We start from the raw sequence: 17,496 nt of genomic DNA on the forward strand, positions 1-17,496 counted from the left end.
TAATCAAAGGAGGGGAGCAGTCGTGAAAGTAACATACCTTTCTTACCCATTCAAAAATCCTATTCATTTTGTTGAGTCTTCCATTGCGATCGGAAATTTTGATGGAATTCACAAAGGTCACCAAAAGGTCATAAAAACGGCCATCGAAAAATCGAAGAAATATCAGCTTCAGTCGGGGGTTATGACGTTTTATCCGCATCCAAAAGAAGTTTTGGGTAAAACGGGTGTCACAAGCATTACTCCACTAGAAGACAAACTAAGAATTTTTGGAGAACTAGGAGTCGATGTTTGTTATGTTGTGGAATTCAATGAAGCTTTCGCAAAAATTACAAAAGATATGTTTATTCATGATTTCTTAATTCCCCTTAAGGTCTTAGCGGTAACTGTAGGATTTGACTTTCATTTTGGAAGGTTTGGACAAGGAAATCCAGAAGATTTTATTACGGCTAAGCGCTTTTTGTCAGTAGATATTATTGAATCGATTGATGCAAATCATGAAAAAATATCGAGCACTAATATAAGGAGCTTGATAAAAAGTGGCGGAATTGAACACGCAAATTTTATGTTAGGAAGGAATCACAAAATTAGATGTGAGCCCGTTGAAGTTTATGAGAGAAATCGATTGATGAATATTAGTCACTATTCGTTAAAATGCAAAGTAAGTCAAGGGTTTGCCTTCCCGAAATCAGGTAGTTATACGACAATTATTAAGAAGTCAAATGAAATCCTTTGGGGAATTGCATCATTTTCAAATGTTGAAAATGAAAGTGACCAGTCTGATTTGGAAATGATGGAGTTGGATATTGTAGGAGATTTGGACTTCACTAAACCTTATTTAGAGGTATATCTATTACAAAGAGTAAATGTATCGGTTGATACTGAAATCAAGCAGCGCTATATCAATTTTGTCTATGAAGAGCATTTAAGTATGCGTGTATAGGAGGCTTACAATCATCTATGGCACTAAAATGCTCTTTGATACGATAAAAGGAAAAGGCACTATTCGGCAATAATCTCATCTAAAGATTCCCCAGTGGCGGTAAGATGCTCATACATTAAATTAGCCGCTAATGTGGCTTCGCCTTGTTCTAATGCAGAAATAATTTTGCGATGTTCTTCTATTACCTCATCCATTCTTCCGTATTTTTTAATCGCTTTCAACCCTATTAATCGCGTAAGTTCATGTAAGTTAAGTAAAATCTCTTCAATTAATTGATAGCCAATAAAGCGAACGATGGATAAGTGAAATTCTTGATCGATTTCAATGAAGGTTAAATTATCATTGGCCTTCATTGCTTTGATTTGCTTGGCTCTTAGTTCTTTAAAGTAGGCTAATTGTTCTTCCGTAATTTGCCTTGCCAATTGTTCGATGGTTTTCGTTTCAATCGACTTTCGAAGCAGTAATATTTCTTCCTGCTCTTTTGGCGTGATGGTTTTCACTTTAAAACCTTTTCGAGGCGTTGATACAATTAAACTTTCTTTCATTAAATTTTGTAGTGCTTCCCGTACAGGAGTCCGAGAAATATTTAGGGAATCAGCCAACTGCGTTTCAGTAAAAAACTGATTATCCGTAATATCGCCCTTTAAAATAGCCTCTTTGATTTGCCTATACACTCTCTCTTTGGTTGTTTCTTCTTTATGAATGGGTCTTAAATTAAATTCGCTCATATACTCACCTATTTTTAGAAAACTCTAAAGAGTTAAGAGTTGTGTAATGACTTTTACATATTCCTTATAATGGTACTTTTTATTTGGTGTAATGTCAATGTGGCGCAATTCACTGTGACTCCCCGAAAAATATTGTTTCACTTAAAAATCCGTCACTATCTGAAATTTGTCAAAGATAGAGAAACGGGATAAGTGCCCCCTACTAGAAGCAGTGGGGGGCAGATTCGCATTGTTAGAATTAAAAATACAATAAAGGGATCATTGTTCCTGTATTTAGCGGTAAGTAAAGTGAGTATCCGTGTAACGTTTCTTCATGAATACTGAACTCAATTTCAACATAAGCCCAATCGCCACTCATCAGTGTTAACCCGATATAATTGCCTGTATCGTTTTGGATAGTCCCGCCAACTGGCCAAACCGTATTTCCGTTATGCTTTTTCAACGCTACCATTCCATTAGTAATTTCTTGAGGCCAATTACTTTCATTATAAACATAGAAGCTGACAACATGACGGTCACCTCGGAAGAAGCCACTTGTTTGGCTCACACTAAAGTAGGAAAATACCAGTCCAAGTTCTGTATAGACGGGAGGTACATTGTATATATATTCTCTGCCATCATAGTCATCGCTTTTTACTGAATAGTATTCCTCGTTGACTTCAGACGCATCTGATTTTTGTTCTTGTTGTTTTTGGCTTGCTGCTTTTTCTTGTGCCTTCTTTTCTTCCGCTCTTTTTTTCTCTAGTTCTTTTTCTTTTTCTTGTTCTTTTTCTTTTTTGAGTTGGGCTTGTCTCTCTTTTTCTTCTTTTCGCTCTTCTTCTCTCGCTCTTTTTTCTTCCACCGCTTTTTTTGCCTCTTCTTCTTTTGCCTCTTCTGTAGCTTTGATGTCAGCGATTTTGGCAAGTAATTGATGCGCTTCTTCAATTTGGTCATTTTCTTCTAGTACGGTCTGTAATAATTGTTCAGCTTCATTATACTTCTTGCTTTTTATTTTACTTTCTGCTTCTTTGACGAGCTCTTTCAGTGCGTTTTCTACCTGAAGTTTATTTTCTTTCTCGATATATTGGTGAACTTCAGCGATTAACGAAATGACTTTTTCCTCTTCAGGATGATTTTCTAAGATCAGTTCTAGTTCGGTTAGAGCTTCTCCATATTTTTTATCTTTTATGTAGCGCTCAACTTCTTTTAATTGGTTTTTAAATTCCTCTTCTGCAAGTTGTAATTGTTCTTGTTCTTCGATCAATGTATGAAGATTTGAGAGGAGTTCTTCTGCTTCTTTAAGTTCCAGGTTATAGGAGAGCGCTCGTTCTAAGCTCCTGACTGCCCTTTCATATTTATTCTCCTCCATTTGCGTCTGTGCACTTGCTAGCAGTTCAAATGATCGCTCTAGCTTTTGCTCTTCTGTTAATTCTGGAGCGGTAAACCCTACTAAGAAAAGGAGGACTATTGCTGAAATACTGTATGTTATTAAAACTTTTTTTCTAGTTTTCCGCTGTTGGTCCCCCCAACGAATAACCCACCTGGGGCGAATTAAACCAATGACAATAGCGACGATTGAGAGTAGGAATAGTAATGCAAAAATAGCTGTCCACACAAATAACACCTTCCATATAAGTAGTATAATAGTCTTGAAGTCTTTAGTGTTACTATTACATATCTAGGAATTTTATACAATAGATCATAATAAATATGTCTAAAAAAGACAAAAATTAAAGTTTATTACAGTATTATGTAAATATTTGTTAGTTTTATAGATTTATGGTAGTGTAGGCTTTGTGGTTGTGGTCCTTAATACCTATAACACAGGTCTTGTATGATAGTCAGTTTTAAATGATTTATGTCGGACTATTAAAAATCTCGTTAGAAAGGAAGAGACTGAATGATTTCTATCCTATTTGTTCTTACTATTCTTACTTTAATCCTTCTTATCGTCGGTCAGATTAAGCCGAAACTTATTTTCAGACAATCTGTTGGTACAAGCAAATACCCAAGATTACGAGTATTACTTTTGGTTGGATCGACGTTTATCTTACTATTACTCGCTACGATAACGTTTGGAATACATTGGAGTATTTTTATTTTGGCGGTCTCCTTATGTACGTCTCTTATATTTTTCTTATTTTTGCTGTTAGGATTAGTTTCACCTTCACTGGTGCTAAGAAAGGCGCTAAAAAAAACGCGCTGGGCGGTTATTAAAATTCATGGTTTATCCTTTGTTGTTTCTATTATTCTATTTGTTTTTGCTGGCCTCGTTATGGATCGCGTAGAGGAAAGTAATTCTCCGATATCAATGGCTAGCTATGTAGGAGAAAGAGTAAATGGAGAAAAACACGGGCAAGGCGTACTAGCAAATTCTTTTGAGAGTTATACAGGCGAATGGAAAAACGATTTGAGAGACGGAACGGGTACTGAGAGTTTTAAATTAGGTTCTCTGCTCCAAGGCTTTTATGATGGGGAATGGAAAGACGATCAAAAAGAAGGTTATGGTGTAGAAAGCACTCAAGTTTTATGGATGACGAGTAAATACGAAGGGGACTGGAAAAACGGTAAACGACATGGCGCTGGTGAGTTCACCGATAGAAACGGTAATATCTACTCTGGTCAATGGAAGGAAGGGCAGCCTTCTGGTGAAGGAGAATTCATACTAACGAATGGAGAACGGTATGTTTGCGAAGTCGAAGGTTTTAAACGACATGGCTATGGGACGTTAACGAATAAAGATGGTTCAATTGAAGAAGGGCAGTGGGAAAATGATCGACTGGTTGAAGAATAAATCAATAGGAGTGAGTTGATGCAATTTATAAAATCATTACTTTTATTACCTTTTAAAATTCTATTGTTTTTCCTAAAAGTGTGCTGGTGGCTAATCAAGTTGCCGTTTATTATTGCATGGGCAGTGCTGAAAAGCATTTATGTCGTCGTGTTTATTCCGTTGGACAGGGATTAGGGAAGCAAGGGGACGGTTCTTACAGGGGTAAAGTGAAAATAAAAGATTAGATGTAAAAACTCTATACTAGATTAAATTCTAGATAGAGTTTTTTGTTTTTGAGTTGAAATAATAAGAACTATTATTGCACTTGTCTCCAACAAAAAGAAAAAGTAACTACCCACCGATCTGACCAAAGAGTAAGGTAGTTACTTTTTCTAAGTATATTATTTGAAATTTCAGGTCAGCCGCTCTTCATGCGGCATGTCGTTGCATTGGCTGAGTGTTTACCGCACTCGGCCATTCTTTATTCTATGAGAATTATGAGCCCACCAAAACGTAAAAAAGGTTCAAATCAGGCCCTGGTCAGCTGATTGTAGATTAGATCCTAGAAAAAACATGTTATCACCAAAAAGGTGGATAACCTTCTATTTATACAGAGGGTTATCCACCTTTTACGAGTTACACACAGGGGACGAAAGGATTATTGGTACTAATGTATAGATATCCACAGGGAATCCATCACTGTGACACCCCGAATTATATAGGCGAAATGCCCTGTGTCGACCGGAAATTTGTCGAAGTAGTGGATATGGAGGAATTTGGAATTGACGAACAATTCAAAGGACAAATTCTATTCATAGTTTATGTAAGCACGCATCTTATAAGGTGCGGGTTACTCGACGTCTATTTTACTGCATTGTCGTGTGTTTTGGTTTCTGCGGACATTTTTGTTACTAATACGCAGGATAGAGGGTGTTGTCTCTACTACTGAAAAAAAGCCATTGTGTTGTGAGTAGGTGTGTACCATTATAATGGCTTTTTTAGTTGTTGCTTCTTACTCGGTAACGGGGAGTTTGAAGGTTAGTGTTTGATATCATCGAATAATTCACTTTCTAGTTCTATTAAGCATTTCTCTTCTTTATTTCATCCTCATTTCTTCATCATTTTTCAGTATAAACCTCATATTTGTTCATTCTATCTTTTACAACAGGGTAGAAAACACCTTCAGAGGGGTATACTTACGGGCGGGTTCTGTGAACTGCTCCCAAATCTGAAAGGAAGGGAAGGCAAAGGAATATGAAAGCTAACTTTACCTGCCCTGGTTTTTTTTAGTTCTTTGGTAACACGTGTACCATGAATGGGTTATGTTCGAGAGAAGTGTTATTTAGTCATGTTTGTTTGATTTTTTCATTTTGTCCTTTTTTGATGCATTTGGTTTGCCTCCAGAACGAGAAGAGGGGTTTGTTTCGTTAGCATGTTCAACAGCTTGTTCAAGTGCTTTTTTCATTTTTATTTCCTCCCAATTCTTATTAATCTGTTACGGTTATATGCTTACCCAAAAAGTGGTTTTAATTCATCGGGGTGTCACAGTGATACCCCGAAAAATCTTGTTTCACACGATGTTCCACGGTAGGTGGTGCTTCGGCAAATATTTTACAACCTATCTACAAAAACGCTTTCTTTAGCAATTCCCCTGCCTCAGATGCAGGCAGAGGGGGGCTGTAGTAATAACCTTGTCCATATTTACATCCGTTTTCAATTAAAAATTCGGCCTGTTTTTCATGTTCAATTCCTTCCGCTATTAAATCAAAGTCCAGCGTTTTTCCCATTTCGATCATGGTTTTGACCAACGCGGCTGTACAGGAATTGGATGTAACCTCGCTTACAAATGATTTGTCCAGCTTCACTAAGTCAATCGGTAAATTTCCTAAAATACTAAAAGAAGAGTACCCTGTTCCAAAATCATCAATCGAAATTTTGATACCGAGGTTTTTCAATTCTTGAAAAATCGCGGCCGATTGCTTAGGATTTTGCATAACACTCTCCGTTATTTCGAGTCCTAAATATTCAGGCGATAACTTACTTTCTTCTAGAACTTCTTTAACGGAATCTATAAAATATTGATCTTGAAATTGGCTGACAGACACATTGACGGCTACCATAATTCGAATATCAAAAGTTTGCTGCCACTTTTTATTTTGTTTGCACGCCTGTTTAAGCACCCATTTTCCAAGTGGAACAATCACTCCTGTTTCTTCAGCGATTGGAATAAATTCGGTGGGAGAGACGATGCCTAATTCTGGGTGCTGCCAACGAATTAACGCTTCAACCCCGTAAATTTCTTCTGTTATCAACCATACCTTTGGTTGATAATGCAAATAAAATTCATCGTTCATCAGACCACGTTTTAACGAACGCTCTATTATGGCTTTTCTGTCCAAAATGTTTTTATCTTCTTGAATATAGAACTGGTAGGTGTTTTTCCCGCTTTTTTTAGCTAAATACATAGCGGTGTCGGCCTGTTTAATCAGTGTTTCCGGATCCAAACCGTCATTTGGATATAAGCTGATCCCGATACTGGCCGAAGTGAAAAATTCGTGGGCGTCTAATATAAACGGAGTATAAAAGTCAATTATGATTCGTTCGGCAATCGCTTTCGCTTGGGCTTGATCTGAATTTTCAAGTACGACAATGAATTCATCACCGCCAAACCGTGAAACGACATCGCTTTCACGTACACATTGAACAAACCGTTGACTCACCTGTTGTAAGAAAGTATCTCCAATCATGTGGCCCAACGCATTATTAATGAATTTAAACCTGTCAATATCAATAAACAGAACGGCTAGACTTTGCTGATTTGTCTTATGCTGAGACAAGGTTTCATGAAGATAATCATTTAACCTGTCACGGTTCGGCAACCCTGTTAAAACATCATGGTATGCCATGTATTGAAGTTTTTCTTCTAATTGTTTTCGTTCTGTATTGTCATACGTCACACCGTTTAATTTTACGACATTTCCAGCAGGATCAAAGACAGGATTACCAAAGGATTCAATCCACTTGATTGCCCCGTCTTTGTGAAAAATCCTCCACTCACATCTATAAGGTGTACCTGATAACAATGCTTGAAAGTAATGATCGACTTTATCTTTATCCTCGGGATGGCAGACCTCAAGCCAAAGCTCGTAATTTTTCTCAAAATCCCTCTGAGTATACCCATAGATTTTTTCAATTCCTTTTGATACTTTTAATTGTTTATGAATAACATCATTAGACCAAAAAAATATGTGATTGTTCCGAAAAAGACTCTCGAATTCAGCTTTACTTTGTTGCAATTCTTCATTCAAGAATTTTGCCTTATCATACTGCTTACCTAACCACCTGACTACAGGTAGAAGTAAAATAATGAACATGGAATTACGAAATACGACAAGGCTACACTGTTTTCCACATGACGGTAAATTAAGATAATGATCGTAACAGCAATAGTGATTAAACAAATTGATATTCTCCCCGTATATTTCAACATAATTTTCTCCTTAAACATAAAAAAGTGACCTTCAAAGGAAATCAGCTTACATATCCCTTGGTAATTGAACTATTTCACCAGTTTTATTTATTGTGTCCAAGTTGTATGAGATTATTTTCCAAGATGAGAGTTTCACTGTTGGGTCAGACCCCGCTCTTTAATCGATGGTTATTTTGGTACCGTCATACTTTGTTAACGTAAATCCATCAAAGTGTTCATTATAGGTTTTTCTGAAGTCACGAAGGACCTCTATGGCTACTGATTAAGCGAGTTTGATACCCTCTATCCCGTCAGAACGCCAATGAACACCTGCTGTATCTCTCCCAAGGGCAATATTAGAAGCTAGTTTATTTAATTTTCCGCCTATTGTTAACCGTCAGTCTGAGTATGGAACTAATGAAAGTCCCATACTTGTTGAACACTTTAGATATAACTCTATCATCGAACCAACGAACGAAGACGAGGCTATGATGGATGAAGAGGAAGTCGAACAAAAAGTTATGGTTGATGAAGGAGATGGAGTAGCTAAAGAGGAGGAAATAGACGGGAAGAAGCCTATTTAACGGAAATTCGCCAAATCTCATTTTACGTAGGCTTAACTCTATCGGAACAAGGTTGAAGAAGTGGGAGAGTATATGGAAAATATTAATCGTATCATTATGGAAGTGGACCGAAATTTACTTTTAAGAATGCGAGTCATAACTTAAGATTATGACTCGCATTCTTTGTTAAGGATAGTCAATACAACTATCGAAATTATCAGGTCTACAACGTTTCAATCGGTTTTTCATTTTTACAAATCCTTTAATTACTCCGTATTTTTGGATCGAAAGAATAGCATATTGAGAACATGTTGGATAAAATCGACATTTCATTTTAAAGCTTTTTCGTGGTGAAATCCATTTTTGGTAAACTTTAATTGATGTGATAATCAAACTTTTTATCATTTTAATCTACCTCGTGAACGATCTCTTCTTTGTTAATAGCTTTTGAACTGCATTTAGGACACTTATCCAAATCCTGCACTTCCTTCAAGTTTTTTTCTGGAATGAACAACGCTGGTAAGCACCCTGTACAGCACATCATGTTTTTCCCTGTATTACTCATTTCGTTTCCTAAGTTTTGCAACTTTTCACCGAAGTTTTTCGTGACATCTTCTTTGCCGTAATACCATACATTCCCACAAGCTTTACAGGTACACTTTGTTTCCTTTATTTTTTTAGTCATCAACTTCACCCTCTAAAATACCATTTAGGTTATTGTTCAATTAATTTTTTTCAGTATACTAGTAAAAATTTTCATCTTTTTACAGAAAGTACAATAGTGGGATGTGAATTTTAAAAGCAAATTATCCAAATTAATAGAAGGAATGAAGAATTAATGAAGCCCAGTGGTAATATGTCAAACAATAAAAAGTAAAAAAATGGAAATTAAAAGAGGTCAAAAGAAAAAACGACTAAAAAAGGATAAACCAAATAAACCTCACATAATTCATAATTTTCACCTTATATTATGCGAAGCTGGGCATCGAAAGGATGTTGAATAAAAAAGACTTATCCTCTCCTTTCAGGTGGTGTATACAATTGATTGGTGCGTAGTAGCGAATACACCAATCGTACCAATTTTCTTGCGGTTAATATACGAGGAGGTAAACTGATGAAGGTAATGGCTAAAATATTACTTATATTTTTGTTATTTATTTCACTGAATGCATGTGGTGAAGCGGAAGTGAGTCCTGTAGAACAAGAAAAAGAACAGGAGCAAGAAGAACAAGAAAATGCTGCTGAAGAGCTTCAAGAAGAATTGGATGAAGCAGAAGAAGAGCCAGAGGGTGAAGGAGAAACGGAAGAGAATTTATCGATTGGAGATAGTGTTAATTTCAATGATATTGTTATTACTTTAAACGATGTTGCATATAGTCAAGGAAGCGATTGGGAGACACCTAATGAAGCAACTTTTCTACTAGCTGACTTTACCGTAGAAAATACATCTGATGAAAGTTATAATATTTCATCCATGATGAATTTCGCTATATATGATGAAGAGCATTTTAAACATTCTATAACTATCTATACAGATGCAAAAGGTAGCATGGACGGTGAGATTGGACCTGGAAGAACAATGCGTGGAGAAGTGGCGTTTGATGTACCAGAAAGTTCATATTATGAAGTGGTTTTTGAAGAGCCTTTTACGAATGGACAAGCCATTTGGGTAGTTGAACCGTAACAAAAAGAGGCTGGGACATAACTAAAAAGCTCCACTCTAAAGGCGAATAATCGCGGGATAAAGAAGCCAATAAATACAAAAATCCGAACTAATATACTTTTGTCCCAGCCTCTTCTTGTCTTGGACTTGTTTTATGGAAAAAGTTTTGTGATAGAAAAAATCCAAGAATTCAAAAACCAGTTCTGTATGTAGCGGGGATGATTTATTTACTAGATAAGTTAGTGCCGTTTGGAAATATGCTCACACAAACCGAGTTAGCAGAGGAATTTAAGATTTCTAGCAGCAGTGTTTCGACAAAGTATAAAGAATTAGAGAATGTACTTTGGGAAGATATTATGGAATTACAACAAAATCTTCTCGATTTTGATAGAGAAGATCTAGTTGATGAAGACGAGATGTTCGAGCAAGGGGGGATCTTTGAAGATGATTTCTTAAGTTCCAAAATGTCATTAGAACGTGAGATGGCTAAAGTCACTCAACTAATACAGGATAAGGACTTGGATTCAATAGAAGAAGTGAACGCATTTTTAACGGAATATTTGGACGGTGGCAGCACCCGACCTAATAGCAATCTCTCCAACAAAGATAAAGCACAAGACTTAATCTACGAAGCCTATGAAGCAAAGGGAATGAAGCGAAAAAGGCTTGCAGAGCAGACGTTGAAGTTATATCCAAATAGTCCTGATGCGTACAATATTTTAGCTATGTATGAAGATGATCCAGAAGAACTCTTTTTCGAGGGAATGAAAGCTGGGGAGAAAGAGTTAGGAAAAGCGTATTTCAATGAAAATAAAGGACACTTTTGGGGTCTAGTTGAAACTCGTCCATATATGCGAATAAAGTTGAATTATGCTTGCTATTTACTAGATACTGGTCGTGGGGAAAAAGCGATTAAACATTTCAAAGAATTACTCGAACTAAATCCAAATGATAATCAAGGTGTTCGTTTTGAGTTATTTGTTACATATGTAGAAGAGAAAATGTATGAAGAAGCGAAAGGCTTACTCGAAGAATATAAAGATACGTTATCGGCGAGTGCTACTTATAATCGTGCGTTGATCGAGTATTTACAAAATGGTCCGACCAAAAGAGCAAAGCAATTACTAAATAACGCAAAAGAAAGTAACCCCTATGTGATCGACTATTTATCTATGAAGAAACGGTTACCTACCGCTATTCCTAATGCCTATAGTCTAGGTGATGAGAATGAGGCAATCATTTATGCAGATCAACATTTACACCTATGGCATGAGGCTGAGGAGATCATTGAATGGTTAACTCGTAAATGAAAGGGAATAATTAATGGTGGAGAATAAGCAATATAGGATTATGTTTATCAGGGGAGGAATGTCCTGAATGGAACCATTAAAAGAAATACGCTGGAAACAAAGATTTGAGAACTTCGAAAAAACCTATACACTATTAAATAAGTTTTCTCAATAGGAGCTTAAAACAGACTTAGAGAGAGCTGGTATTATCTAATTTTTTGAAATTACTTTTGAACTAGCATGGAAAGTGTTGAAGGATTACCTTGAGGCAGAAGGATTTCTCGTGAAAAGTCCTATAGAAACAATTAAACAGGCCTTTCAAATTGGCTTAATTGAAGAAGGGCATGTATGGATGGATGCCCTAGCCAAACGTAATTTAACTACTCATACTTATGATGAAGAATTAGCCAGAAAGTTTGTCAGTGAAATCACTGAGAAATTCTTACCTGTCTTTAAGAAAATGTACGAAAAACTGTCAGAGGAACGATAATGATGTTTGGATTGTTAGAAAGGGACATTAATTATATCATTAAAGGATTATGTAAATTTACTGAAATCGACCAAGCTAAAATTTTTGGAAGCCGCGCTTTAGGTAACTACAAAAGTGGATCAGATGTTGATATAGCATTATTAGGACAAGAAATAACGGATAGAACGATAGATGAATTAAGTGAATTGCTGAATGAAGTATACCCACTTCCTTATTTTTTTGATATTCTACACTACTCAGCCTTAAACAATCAAAAACTTAAGGAACATATAGATACTGTAGGAATTGAATTTTACCGACGAAATTCGTAAGAGAATAATAGGGCTTGTTCTATCATTGATAAAGTGAGGGCAGGCTCTTTTTTGATTAAGGAAGGGAAAGGTATAATCAATTGGAAGAAGAATAAAAGGGATTAATCTCTAATCTCTAGATGTAGAAACAGAAAGAAACTAGAGGAATTGAAAAATATACCAGACCAAGTTGGAAAAATCTGCGCCAAAGTTAAAAATAAACCCTCTTTAACTCTTAATTAAACGATCATGAAGATGTGGGTAATATTAAATAAGGATTTCTAGCAATTGTAGACTTTTTGAAATTTTTCTACTCCAAAAAAATAAGTAACCACCTCCACTAATTTGGGAGTGGATAGGATGGTTACTTCGTATGAGTTTCTCTGACTAACATTAGCGAATTTAAAGCACCATTTTCTGTCTTCTTTGTAATTCAATTTTATTAAGTAATAGATTCAGATGCTTCTGTTCATCTTTACTAATATCAATAAATTGAACACCGTAGATGAATGTGTCTTTTTGTAAATATTCCTCTTTACGTATGAATTGTGCTTTTAATGTAAAAGGAATGTTTTTGATAGAGAAAGTAATATTGAAAACAATTTTTTGTTTGACGGGTAAATTATATGGACATGTAAATTTCAGTCCACTAACACTGATATCTTGTATTTTCCCAGTAAACTTTTTATGTTTTAATTGTTCAAGTTTTTTATTTTCAAAATATAAAAATTCACTTACACAATCTTCTGTAAGGGTAACTCTAAAATGTTTTCGACGATTGAGGTTTAGGTTCACCTGGTATGACGCTGTTTTTCTTTGATCATTAATCAAGTTGTTGTTGTCGACGTTCATGGGGGTTACTCTGTTCATTTCAATTTTTTTATTCTGTACAAATAAGATGGATAGAGTAGCTATAAATAATACTATTAACAGCAGCATTATAATTAGCTCCAAATCAAGATATATCATAGCTGTACCTCATATAATCTGTTCTAGTAATGAAGGCTTTCCTAATATGAAGCCTTGACCATACTGGATATCTAATGTTTTAGCTACAGCTAATTCGGAAGGAGTTTCAATACCTTCTAAAATCACTGAACAATCGTTTTGTACAGAATAATTATTCAATAGTTGAATATAGGACTGTTTTTTCTTTGAAAGGTGTAAATCTTTTGAAAAGTAGCGATCTAACTTCAGAAAATCTGGATCTAACTCGACGATGCTTTGGGCATTAGAATATCCCTTTCCTGTATCATCGATAGCAATCAAAAAACCAAAATTCTTTAAAACAGCTATTTTTTGCTTCAGTTCGTCCATTTTGTTATTAATCTCAGATTCTGAAAGTTCTAAAACAATTTGTTGACTAAGAAGGACATCTTCAGCGATAATTTTATTAAGAAAAGTTGGGAAATTTGGATGTAAAAGTGTCGATGGAAAGATATTTAAAAACAATTTTCCTTTACTTTTCGTTAAGCCTGCTGAACGGTAGGTGGAAATCGCTTTATGAATGGACCCCGAATCCAATTCATAAAGCTTTTTCTCTTTTCTAGCCTCAATAAACGTAGCTTCAGGATTAGGAAATAGCTTAGATCTTAATAAAACTTCAAATCCCAGTATGCGCCAATTGTTCAAGTCATAAATGGGTTGAAAATGATGATAGAAATTCTCCTCACGTATTAAATTGTTAATTAACACGAGTACGTATCCCCCTTTTTTATGTAAATAAAAAAGATGGAACCCGAAAAATAGGTATCCATCTTTACCAGTTCTTTCGGTAACCCAGCCGTCATAGTATAGTACCTTAGACCTGTGGCTTTGCGTCCTTATTTTTCAATAAGTTTGCCTTTATCTTAAAACTATTATTAATACATGTATTTATGTTTAATACTTTAACCACATTATAAATGAAATAAAAGAACTTTCCAACCAGTATAATACAAATTTTGATAATTTTTTGTGCAATTAGTTCTAAGCTGCCACAGTGAGACCCCGAGATTTGTCGAACATAATCCTTTAATGTTTTCCCGATATATGCGATGAGAACCTGGACTTTCGTTGGAGATTAGACTATATCAAATTACAGGAAGCCACTTTTTCACTTCCTTTTCCTCCTTTATGAACCCTTTTGATAATTACAAATTTATGATTTTTTTAGCAATGTACCTAAAAAATTATTTTTAGGTACATTGTTGTTTTTGTCCCTTTTCCCATATATACATGGTGAAAGGGGGTGAGAACATGCTTACTAATTCTCGCTTAGTGATTGTATTCGAAACAGGGATCAATCAAATCGGTGAGCCGATCTTGAAAACGAAGAGCTTTAACAACATTAAAATGGGGGCAACGAACGAGCAGTTAAAAGCTGTCGCTGATGCGTTAACACCGCTTCAAGGTTGGACACCTTATAAGATGGAACGCAGCAATACGTATAATCTTGAGGCTTAACTTTATGAAATGATGATAGAAAGGAGAGTTTAGGATGACGAAACGACTAGAACTTGTATTTGAAAATGAGCAAGCGAAAACGGTGACACTTTCACTCGACAACCCGGTATATCCAGTTGATCCGACTGCGGTTGGTGCCGCTATGGATGCGATCATTGCAGAAAATGCGTTTACATCAGCTGGTGGAAACTTAGTAGCGAAAAAGAGTGCGCGTGTTGTTGACCGAACAGTGGAAATGATTGAATTTTAATTATTAGCAGGGAAAGGAAGAGGCGAAGTTAGGCCTCTTCCTTTTTTAAATGATGAAGGGAGATTTTGATGATGGAAACGTGGCTACCGCTTTTAAGTGAGTTTGGCTTTCCTGTGATGGTGACTCTTTACTTGTTGCATCGCGTCGAAAAAAAGTTAGACATAGTCAACCAATCGATCGAGCGACTACCCGAAAGCTTAGCAACACTTCAATATTATGGAGGAACGGAGCAGAAGAGAAGTAGTATGTGAGGATGAGTGAACCATCTAGCGTAGGTGCTAGGTGGTTCTCGTCGTTACAAGTCTGTCAAAATTTGATCTTCTATGTCGAGAAATCTTTAAATCATGAAAAGTTGAAAATAAATAAGGTCAAGTTGAAAATAAAAATGCTGTGATCCATCTTCATTCAGTGGTTGCGTAAGTGTTCGTGACTCTCTACTTGCTGCACCGCGTCGAAAAAATAAATGTTCAGGTATAAATAAATAGTCTTAAAGAACTATTACATTTCAAAAGAATGGGATTATAATTATCTAGTCGCGACACAGTTAAATAAGAAGGGAAATTAGAAAAGTGAATAAAAAAATGATTAGTGCAATCATTACTGTGGTGTTTCTAGGTATTAGTGGATATTACTTTTTTCAAAATGCCTCAGGCAATACAGATTTAATGTTAACGTATATTGAGGAAACGAATCACTTAACAGATAATTATAATCTATTACTTTATGAAGAAGAATTGATTGATACAGAAGAGGAATTAGTGACTTTTACTGAAAAGGTACTCCTGCCTTCATTAGATAGTATTATAGCTGAGGCTAAGCAGTATGGAGATAGCATCGAAAATGACAAGCTAAAAGAAGTTCATAATTTGCATGTACAAGCATTGGAGTTACGTCTTCAAGCGGATCAAGCTTGGTTAGAAGGTGCTGAAGCGGAGGCACTTTATGTCGAATCAGATACTTTCTACGAGAAGTACGAGTCGAACTTAAACAGTCTAGCCCGTCAGTGGGGAGTAGAGATTGAATGGGAAGAGACTGAAAATGAAGAATAATAGGATGCCCACTCTTAGGAGTGGGTTATTTAATTTATGATCAAAAGATGCTACAATTTAACTCGTTGGTTCAAATAATTTTCACTGGGTCTCTTTCCGTGAATTTAATGATTAAAGATTGTTCAGAATGACCTTATAGATTTTGTGATAATATAAAAGGAAATATTGGGATGTACATTAAGAAGTGTTTAATACATAAATTCTACATCCTTTCGATTGGGCAGAAAATATATAGTAAAGTGAGTAGATGAAAATGAAGAAAAAAGTAATGGTTGTTTTTGGAACTAGGCCTGAAGCGATAAAAATGTGTCCATTAGTTAAAGAACTTAAAACACGGGACAAGCTGGAAACGGTTGTTTGTGTTACAGGTCAACATCGAGAAATGTTAGATCAGGTATTAAGTGCTTTTCATGTGGTGCCTGATTACGACTTATCGATTATGAAGGCAAAACAGACATTATTTGATGTGACGATAAATATTTTAGAGAAAATGAAAAGTATTCTAGAAGAAGTGAAACCAGATGTAGTATTAGTCCATGGCGACACATCAACTACATTTGTAACAGCTTTAGCTTGTTTTTATTTACAAATTCCTGTAGGTCATGTTGAAGCTGGCTTAAGAACATACAATATTTATTCCCCGTATCCAGAAGAATTCAATCGTCAAGCAGTTGGTGTCTTAGCTCAATATCACTTTGCTCCTACGGAAATGTCAAAGGAGAACTTAGTGAAAGAAGGGAAGAACATAGAAACGATCTATGTTACAGGCAATACAGCGATTGATGCTCTGAAAACGACCGTTCGTGATGATTATACAAACGATCATTTAGAGTGGGTAGGAGATAGTAAACTAATTATGATTACGGCTCATCGTAGAGAAAACTTAGGTGAACCAATGAAAAATATGTTCCGAGCGATCAAGCGGATTGTTGATGAGCGTGAAGACATTAAGGCGATCTATCCAATACATATGAACCCTGTAGTTAGAGAAGCAGCTAATGAAATATTAGGCAATTGTGATCGTGTGAAAATTATAGAGCCTTTAGAAGTATTGGACTTTCATAACTTCCTTTCTAGATCGTATTTAATTCTAACCGATAGTGGCGGAATTCAGGAAGAAGCTCCTAGTCTAGGTAAACCAGTACTAGTGATGAGAGATACAACAGAGCGTCCTGAAGGCATTGCCGCTGGAACCTTGAAATTAGTTGGGACCGACGAAGAAATTATTTATAATACATTTAAGTTATTGCTCGAAGATACAGTAGAATATGAAAAAATGAGCCAAGCAAGTAATCCTTACGGTGATGGCTTAGCTAGTAAGCGAATAGCCGATGTTTTGGAGAGTAGTTAAGGTGTCAATGTGCGTTGCGATCCCAAAAGTAGACAATATAAATTCGGATTTTATTTAGGAGACCAGGTTTGACAAGGCTTGGTTCCTTTTTCTTCTCATCATCATGAAGTGTCTCAGATAGGCGGAAGCCCATCAAGGAAAGCACTTGACAGCCTTCCGCCTATCTGAGGTGAAAGTTGTCAAGATGAGAAGGAGAAAATGTGGCATGTATGCCCTG

19 protein-coding genes and 1 riboswitch are annotated in these 17,496 nt (G+C 35.9%); of the genes, 11 read left to right on the forward strand and 8 right to left on the reverse strand.

All coding sequences use genetic code 11. The features are described from left to right. Positions 1-22 precede the first annotated feature (22 nt). A complete protein-coding gene (locus tag BK574_RS20160; RefSeq protein WP_078429845.1) occupies positions 23-940 on the forward strand; it encodes an FAD synthetase family protein in 918 nt (305 codons plus the stop codon). A gap of 59 nt (positions 941-999) precedes the next feature. On the opposite strand, the gene BK574_RS20165 is transcribed toward BK574_RS20160, so the two are convergent. Then, the gene (locus BK574_RS20165; protein ID WP_078429846.1) at positions 1,000-1,668 is read right to left on the reverse strand and encodes a GntR family transcriptional regulator; all 669 of its coding nucleotides are present in this window, start codon (positions 1,666-1,668) and stop codon (positions 1,000-1,002) included. A 238-nt stretch (positions 1,669-1,906) separates the two neighbouring features. Then, complete coding sequence (locus tag BK574_RS27110; protein ID WP_142248006.1) at positions 1,907-3,262, reverse strand: tetratricopeptide repeat protein; 1,356 nt, start codon at positions 3,260-3,262, stop codon at positions 1,907-1,909. A 285-nt stretch (positions 3,263-3,547) separates the two neighbouring features. Between BK574_RS27110 and BK574_RS20175 the strand changes: the two genes are divergently transcribed. Beyond that, the gene (locus BK574_RS20175) at positions 3,548-4,441 is read left to right on the forward strand and encodes an MORN repeat-containing protein (RefSeq protein WP_078429847.1); all 894 of its coding nucleotides are present in this window, start codon (positions 3,548-3,550) and stop codon (positions 4,439-4,441) included. A 1,321-nt stretch (positions 4,442-5,762) separates the two neighbouring features. Here BK574_RS20175 and BK574_RS28915 read toward each other — a convergent pair. The 4 genes from BK574_RS28915 to BK574_RS20195 all read right to left on the reverse strand — a co-directional run bounded on the left by BK574_RS28915 (position 5,763) and on the right by BK574_RS20195 (position 9,137). Then, positions 5,763-5,885 (reverse strand): hypothetical protein, encoded by a 123-nt coding sequence (locus BK574_RS28915; RefSeq protein ID WP_274379179.1) that lies wholly within the window; start codon positions 5,883-5,885, stop codon positions 5,763-5,765. A 157-nt stretch (positions 5,886-6,042) separates the two neighbouring features. After that, positions 6,043-7,881, reverse strand: a complete 1,839-nt coding sequence (locus tag BK574_RS20185) for a bifunctional diguanylate cyclase/phosphodiesterase (RefSeq protein ID WP_078429849.1) — start codon at positions 7,879-7,881, stop codon at positions 6,043-6,045. Positions 7,882-8,638: 757 nt separating this feature from the next. Beyond that, the gene (yidD, locus tag BK574_RS29290; protein WP_078429850.1) at positions 8,639-8,857 is read right to left on the reverse strand and encodes a membrane protein insertion efficiency factor YidD; all 219 of its coding nucleotides are present in this window, start codon (positions 8,855-8,857) and stop codon (positions 8,639-8,641) included. Between the two features lies 1 nt (position 8,858). Next, a complete protein-coding gene (locus BK574_RS20195; RefSeq protein ID WP_078429851.1) occupies positions 8,859-9,137 on the reverse strand; it encodes a hypothetical protein in 279 nt (92 codons plus the stop codon). Positions 9,138-9,566: 429 nt separating this feature from the next. Between BK574_RS20195 and BK574_RS20200 the strand changes: the two genes are divergently transcribed. The 4 genes from BK574_RS20200 (at position 9,567) to BK574_RS20215 (ending at position 12,205) form a co-directional block, all read left to right on the forward strand. Beyond that, positions 9,567-10,136, forward strand: a complete 570-nt coding sequence (locus BK574_RS20200; RefSeq protein ID WP_075386896.1) for a DUF4352 domain-containing protein — start codon at positions 9,567-9,569, stop codon at positions 10,134-10,136. A gap of 197 nt (positions 10,137-10,333) precedes the next feature. Continuing rightward, the gene (locus BK574_RS20205) at positions 10,334-11,425 is read left to right on the forward strand and encodes a tetratricopeptide repeat protein (protein WP_078429852.1); all 1,092 of its coding nucleotides are present in this window, start codon (positions 10,334-10,336) and stop codon (positions 11,423-11,425) included. A gap of 202 nt (positions 11,426-11,627) precedes the next feature. After that, positions 11,628-11,894: an HI0074 family nucleotidyltransferase substrate-binding subunit gene (locus tag BK574_RS28520; protein WP_274379467.1), complete on the forward strand. Its 267-nt coding sequence runs from the start codon at positions 11,628-11,630 to the stop codon at positions 11,892-11,894. After that, positions 11,894-12,205, forward strand: coding sequence for a nucleotidyltransferase family protein (locus BK574_RS20215; RefSeq protein WP_238458057.1), 312 nt, complete (start codon positions 11,894-11,896; stop codon positions 12,203-12,205). Before BK574_RS28520 ends, BK574_RS20215 begins: the two co-directional genes overlap by 1 nt. A 381-nt stretch (positions 12,206-12,586) precedes the next feature. Here BK574_RS20215 and BK574_RS20220 read toward each other — a convergent pair whose 3' ends face one another. Next, on the reverse strand, positions 12,587-13,123 hold the full coding sequence (locus BK574_RS20220) for a PilZ domain-containing protein (protein WP_158211703.1): 537 nt from the start codon (positions 13,121-13,123) through the stop codon (positions 12,587-12,589). A gap of 39 nt (positions 13,124-13,162) precedes the next feature. Further along, on the reverse strand, positions 13,163-13,879 hold the full coding sequence (locus BK574_RS20225; RefSeq protein WP_078430927.1) for an EAL domain-containing protein: 717 nt from the start codon (positions 13,877-13,879) through the stop codon (positions 13,163-13,165). A 75-nt stretch (positions 13,880-13,954) separates the two neighbouring features. Further along, positions 13,955-14,038, reverse strand: a riboswitch (cyclic di-GMP riboswitch). A gap of 384 nt (positions 14,039-14,422) precedes the next feature. On the opposite strand from BK574_RS20225, the gene BK574_RS20230 reads away from it, so the two are divergent. The 5 genes from BK574_RS20230 to wecB all read left to right on the forward strand — a co-directional run bounded on the left by BK574_RS20230 (position 14,423) and on the right by wecB (position 17,279). Then, a complete protein-coding gene (locus BK574_RS20230) occupies positions 14,423-14,629 on the forward strand; it encodes a DUF1659 domain-containing protein (RefSeq protein WP_078429854.1) in 207 nt (68 codons plus the stop codon). Positions 14,630-14,663: 34 nt separating this feature from the next. Further along, the gene (locus BK574_RS20235) at positions 14,664-14,879 is read left to right on the forward strand and encodes a DUF2922 domain-containing protein (RefSeq protein WP_078429855.1); all 216 of its coding nucleotides are present in this window, start codon (positions 14,664-14,666) and stop codon (positions 14,877-14,879) included. 71 nt (positions 14,880-14,950) lie between these two features. Further along, the gene (locus BK574_RS20240) at positions 14,951-15,130 is read left to right on the forward strand and encodes a YvrJ family protein (protein WP_078429856.1); all 180 of its coding nucleotides are present in this window, start codon (positions 14,951-14,953) and stop codon (positions 15,128-15,130) included. 318 nt (positions 15,131-15,448) lie between these two features. Beyond that, a complete protein-coding gene (locus tag BK574_RS20245) occupies positions 15,449-15,928 on the forward strand; it encodes a hypothetical protein (RefSeq protein WP_078429857.1) in 480 nt (159 codons plus the stop codon). Positions 15,929-16,181: 253 nt separating this feature from the next. Next, on the forward strand, positions 16,182-17,279 hold the full coding sequence (wecB, locus tag BK574_RS20250; RefSeq protein WP_078430928.1) for a non-hydrolyzing UDP-N-acetylglucosamine 2-epimerase: 1,098 nt from the start codon (positions 16,182-16,184) through the stop codon (positions 17,277-17,279). Positions 17,280-17,496: the final 217 nt, after the last annotated feature.

This window comes from Alkalihalobacterium alkalinitrilicum, from assembly GCF_002019605.1.
In the GTDB taxonomy this organism is placed as follows: Bacteria; Bacillota; Bacilli; order Bacillales; family Bacillaceae_F; genus Alkalihalobacterium; species Alkalihalobacterium alkalinitrilicum.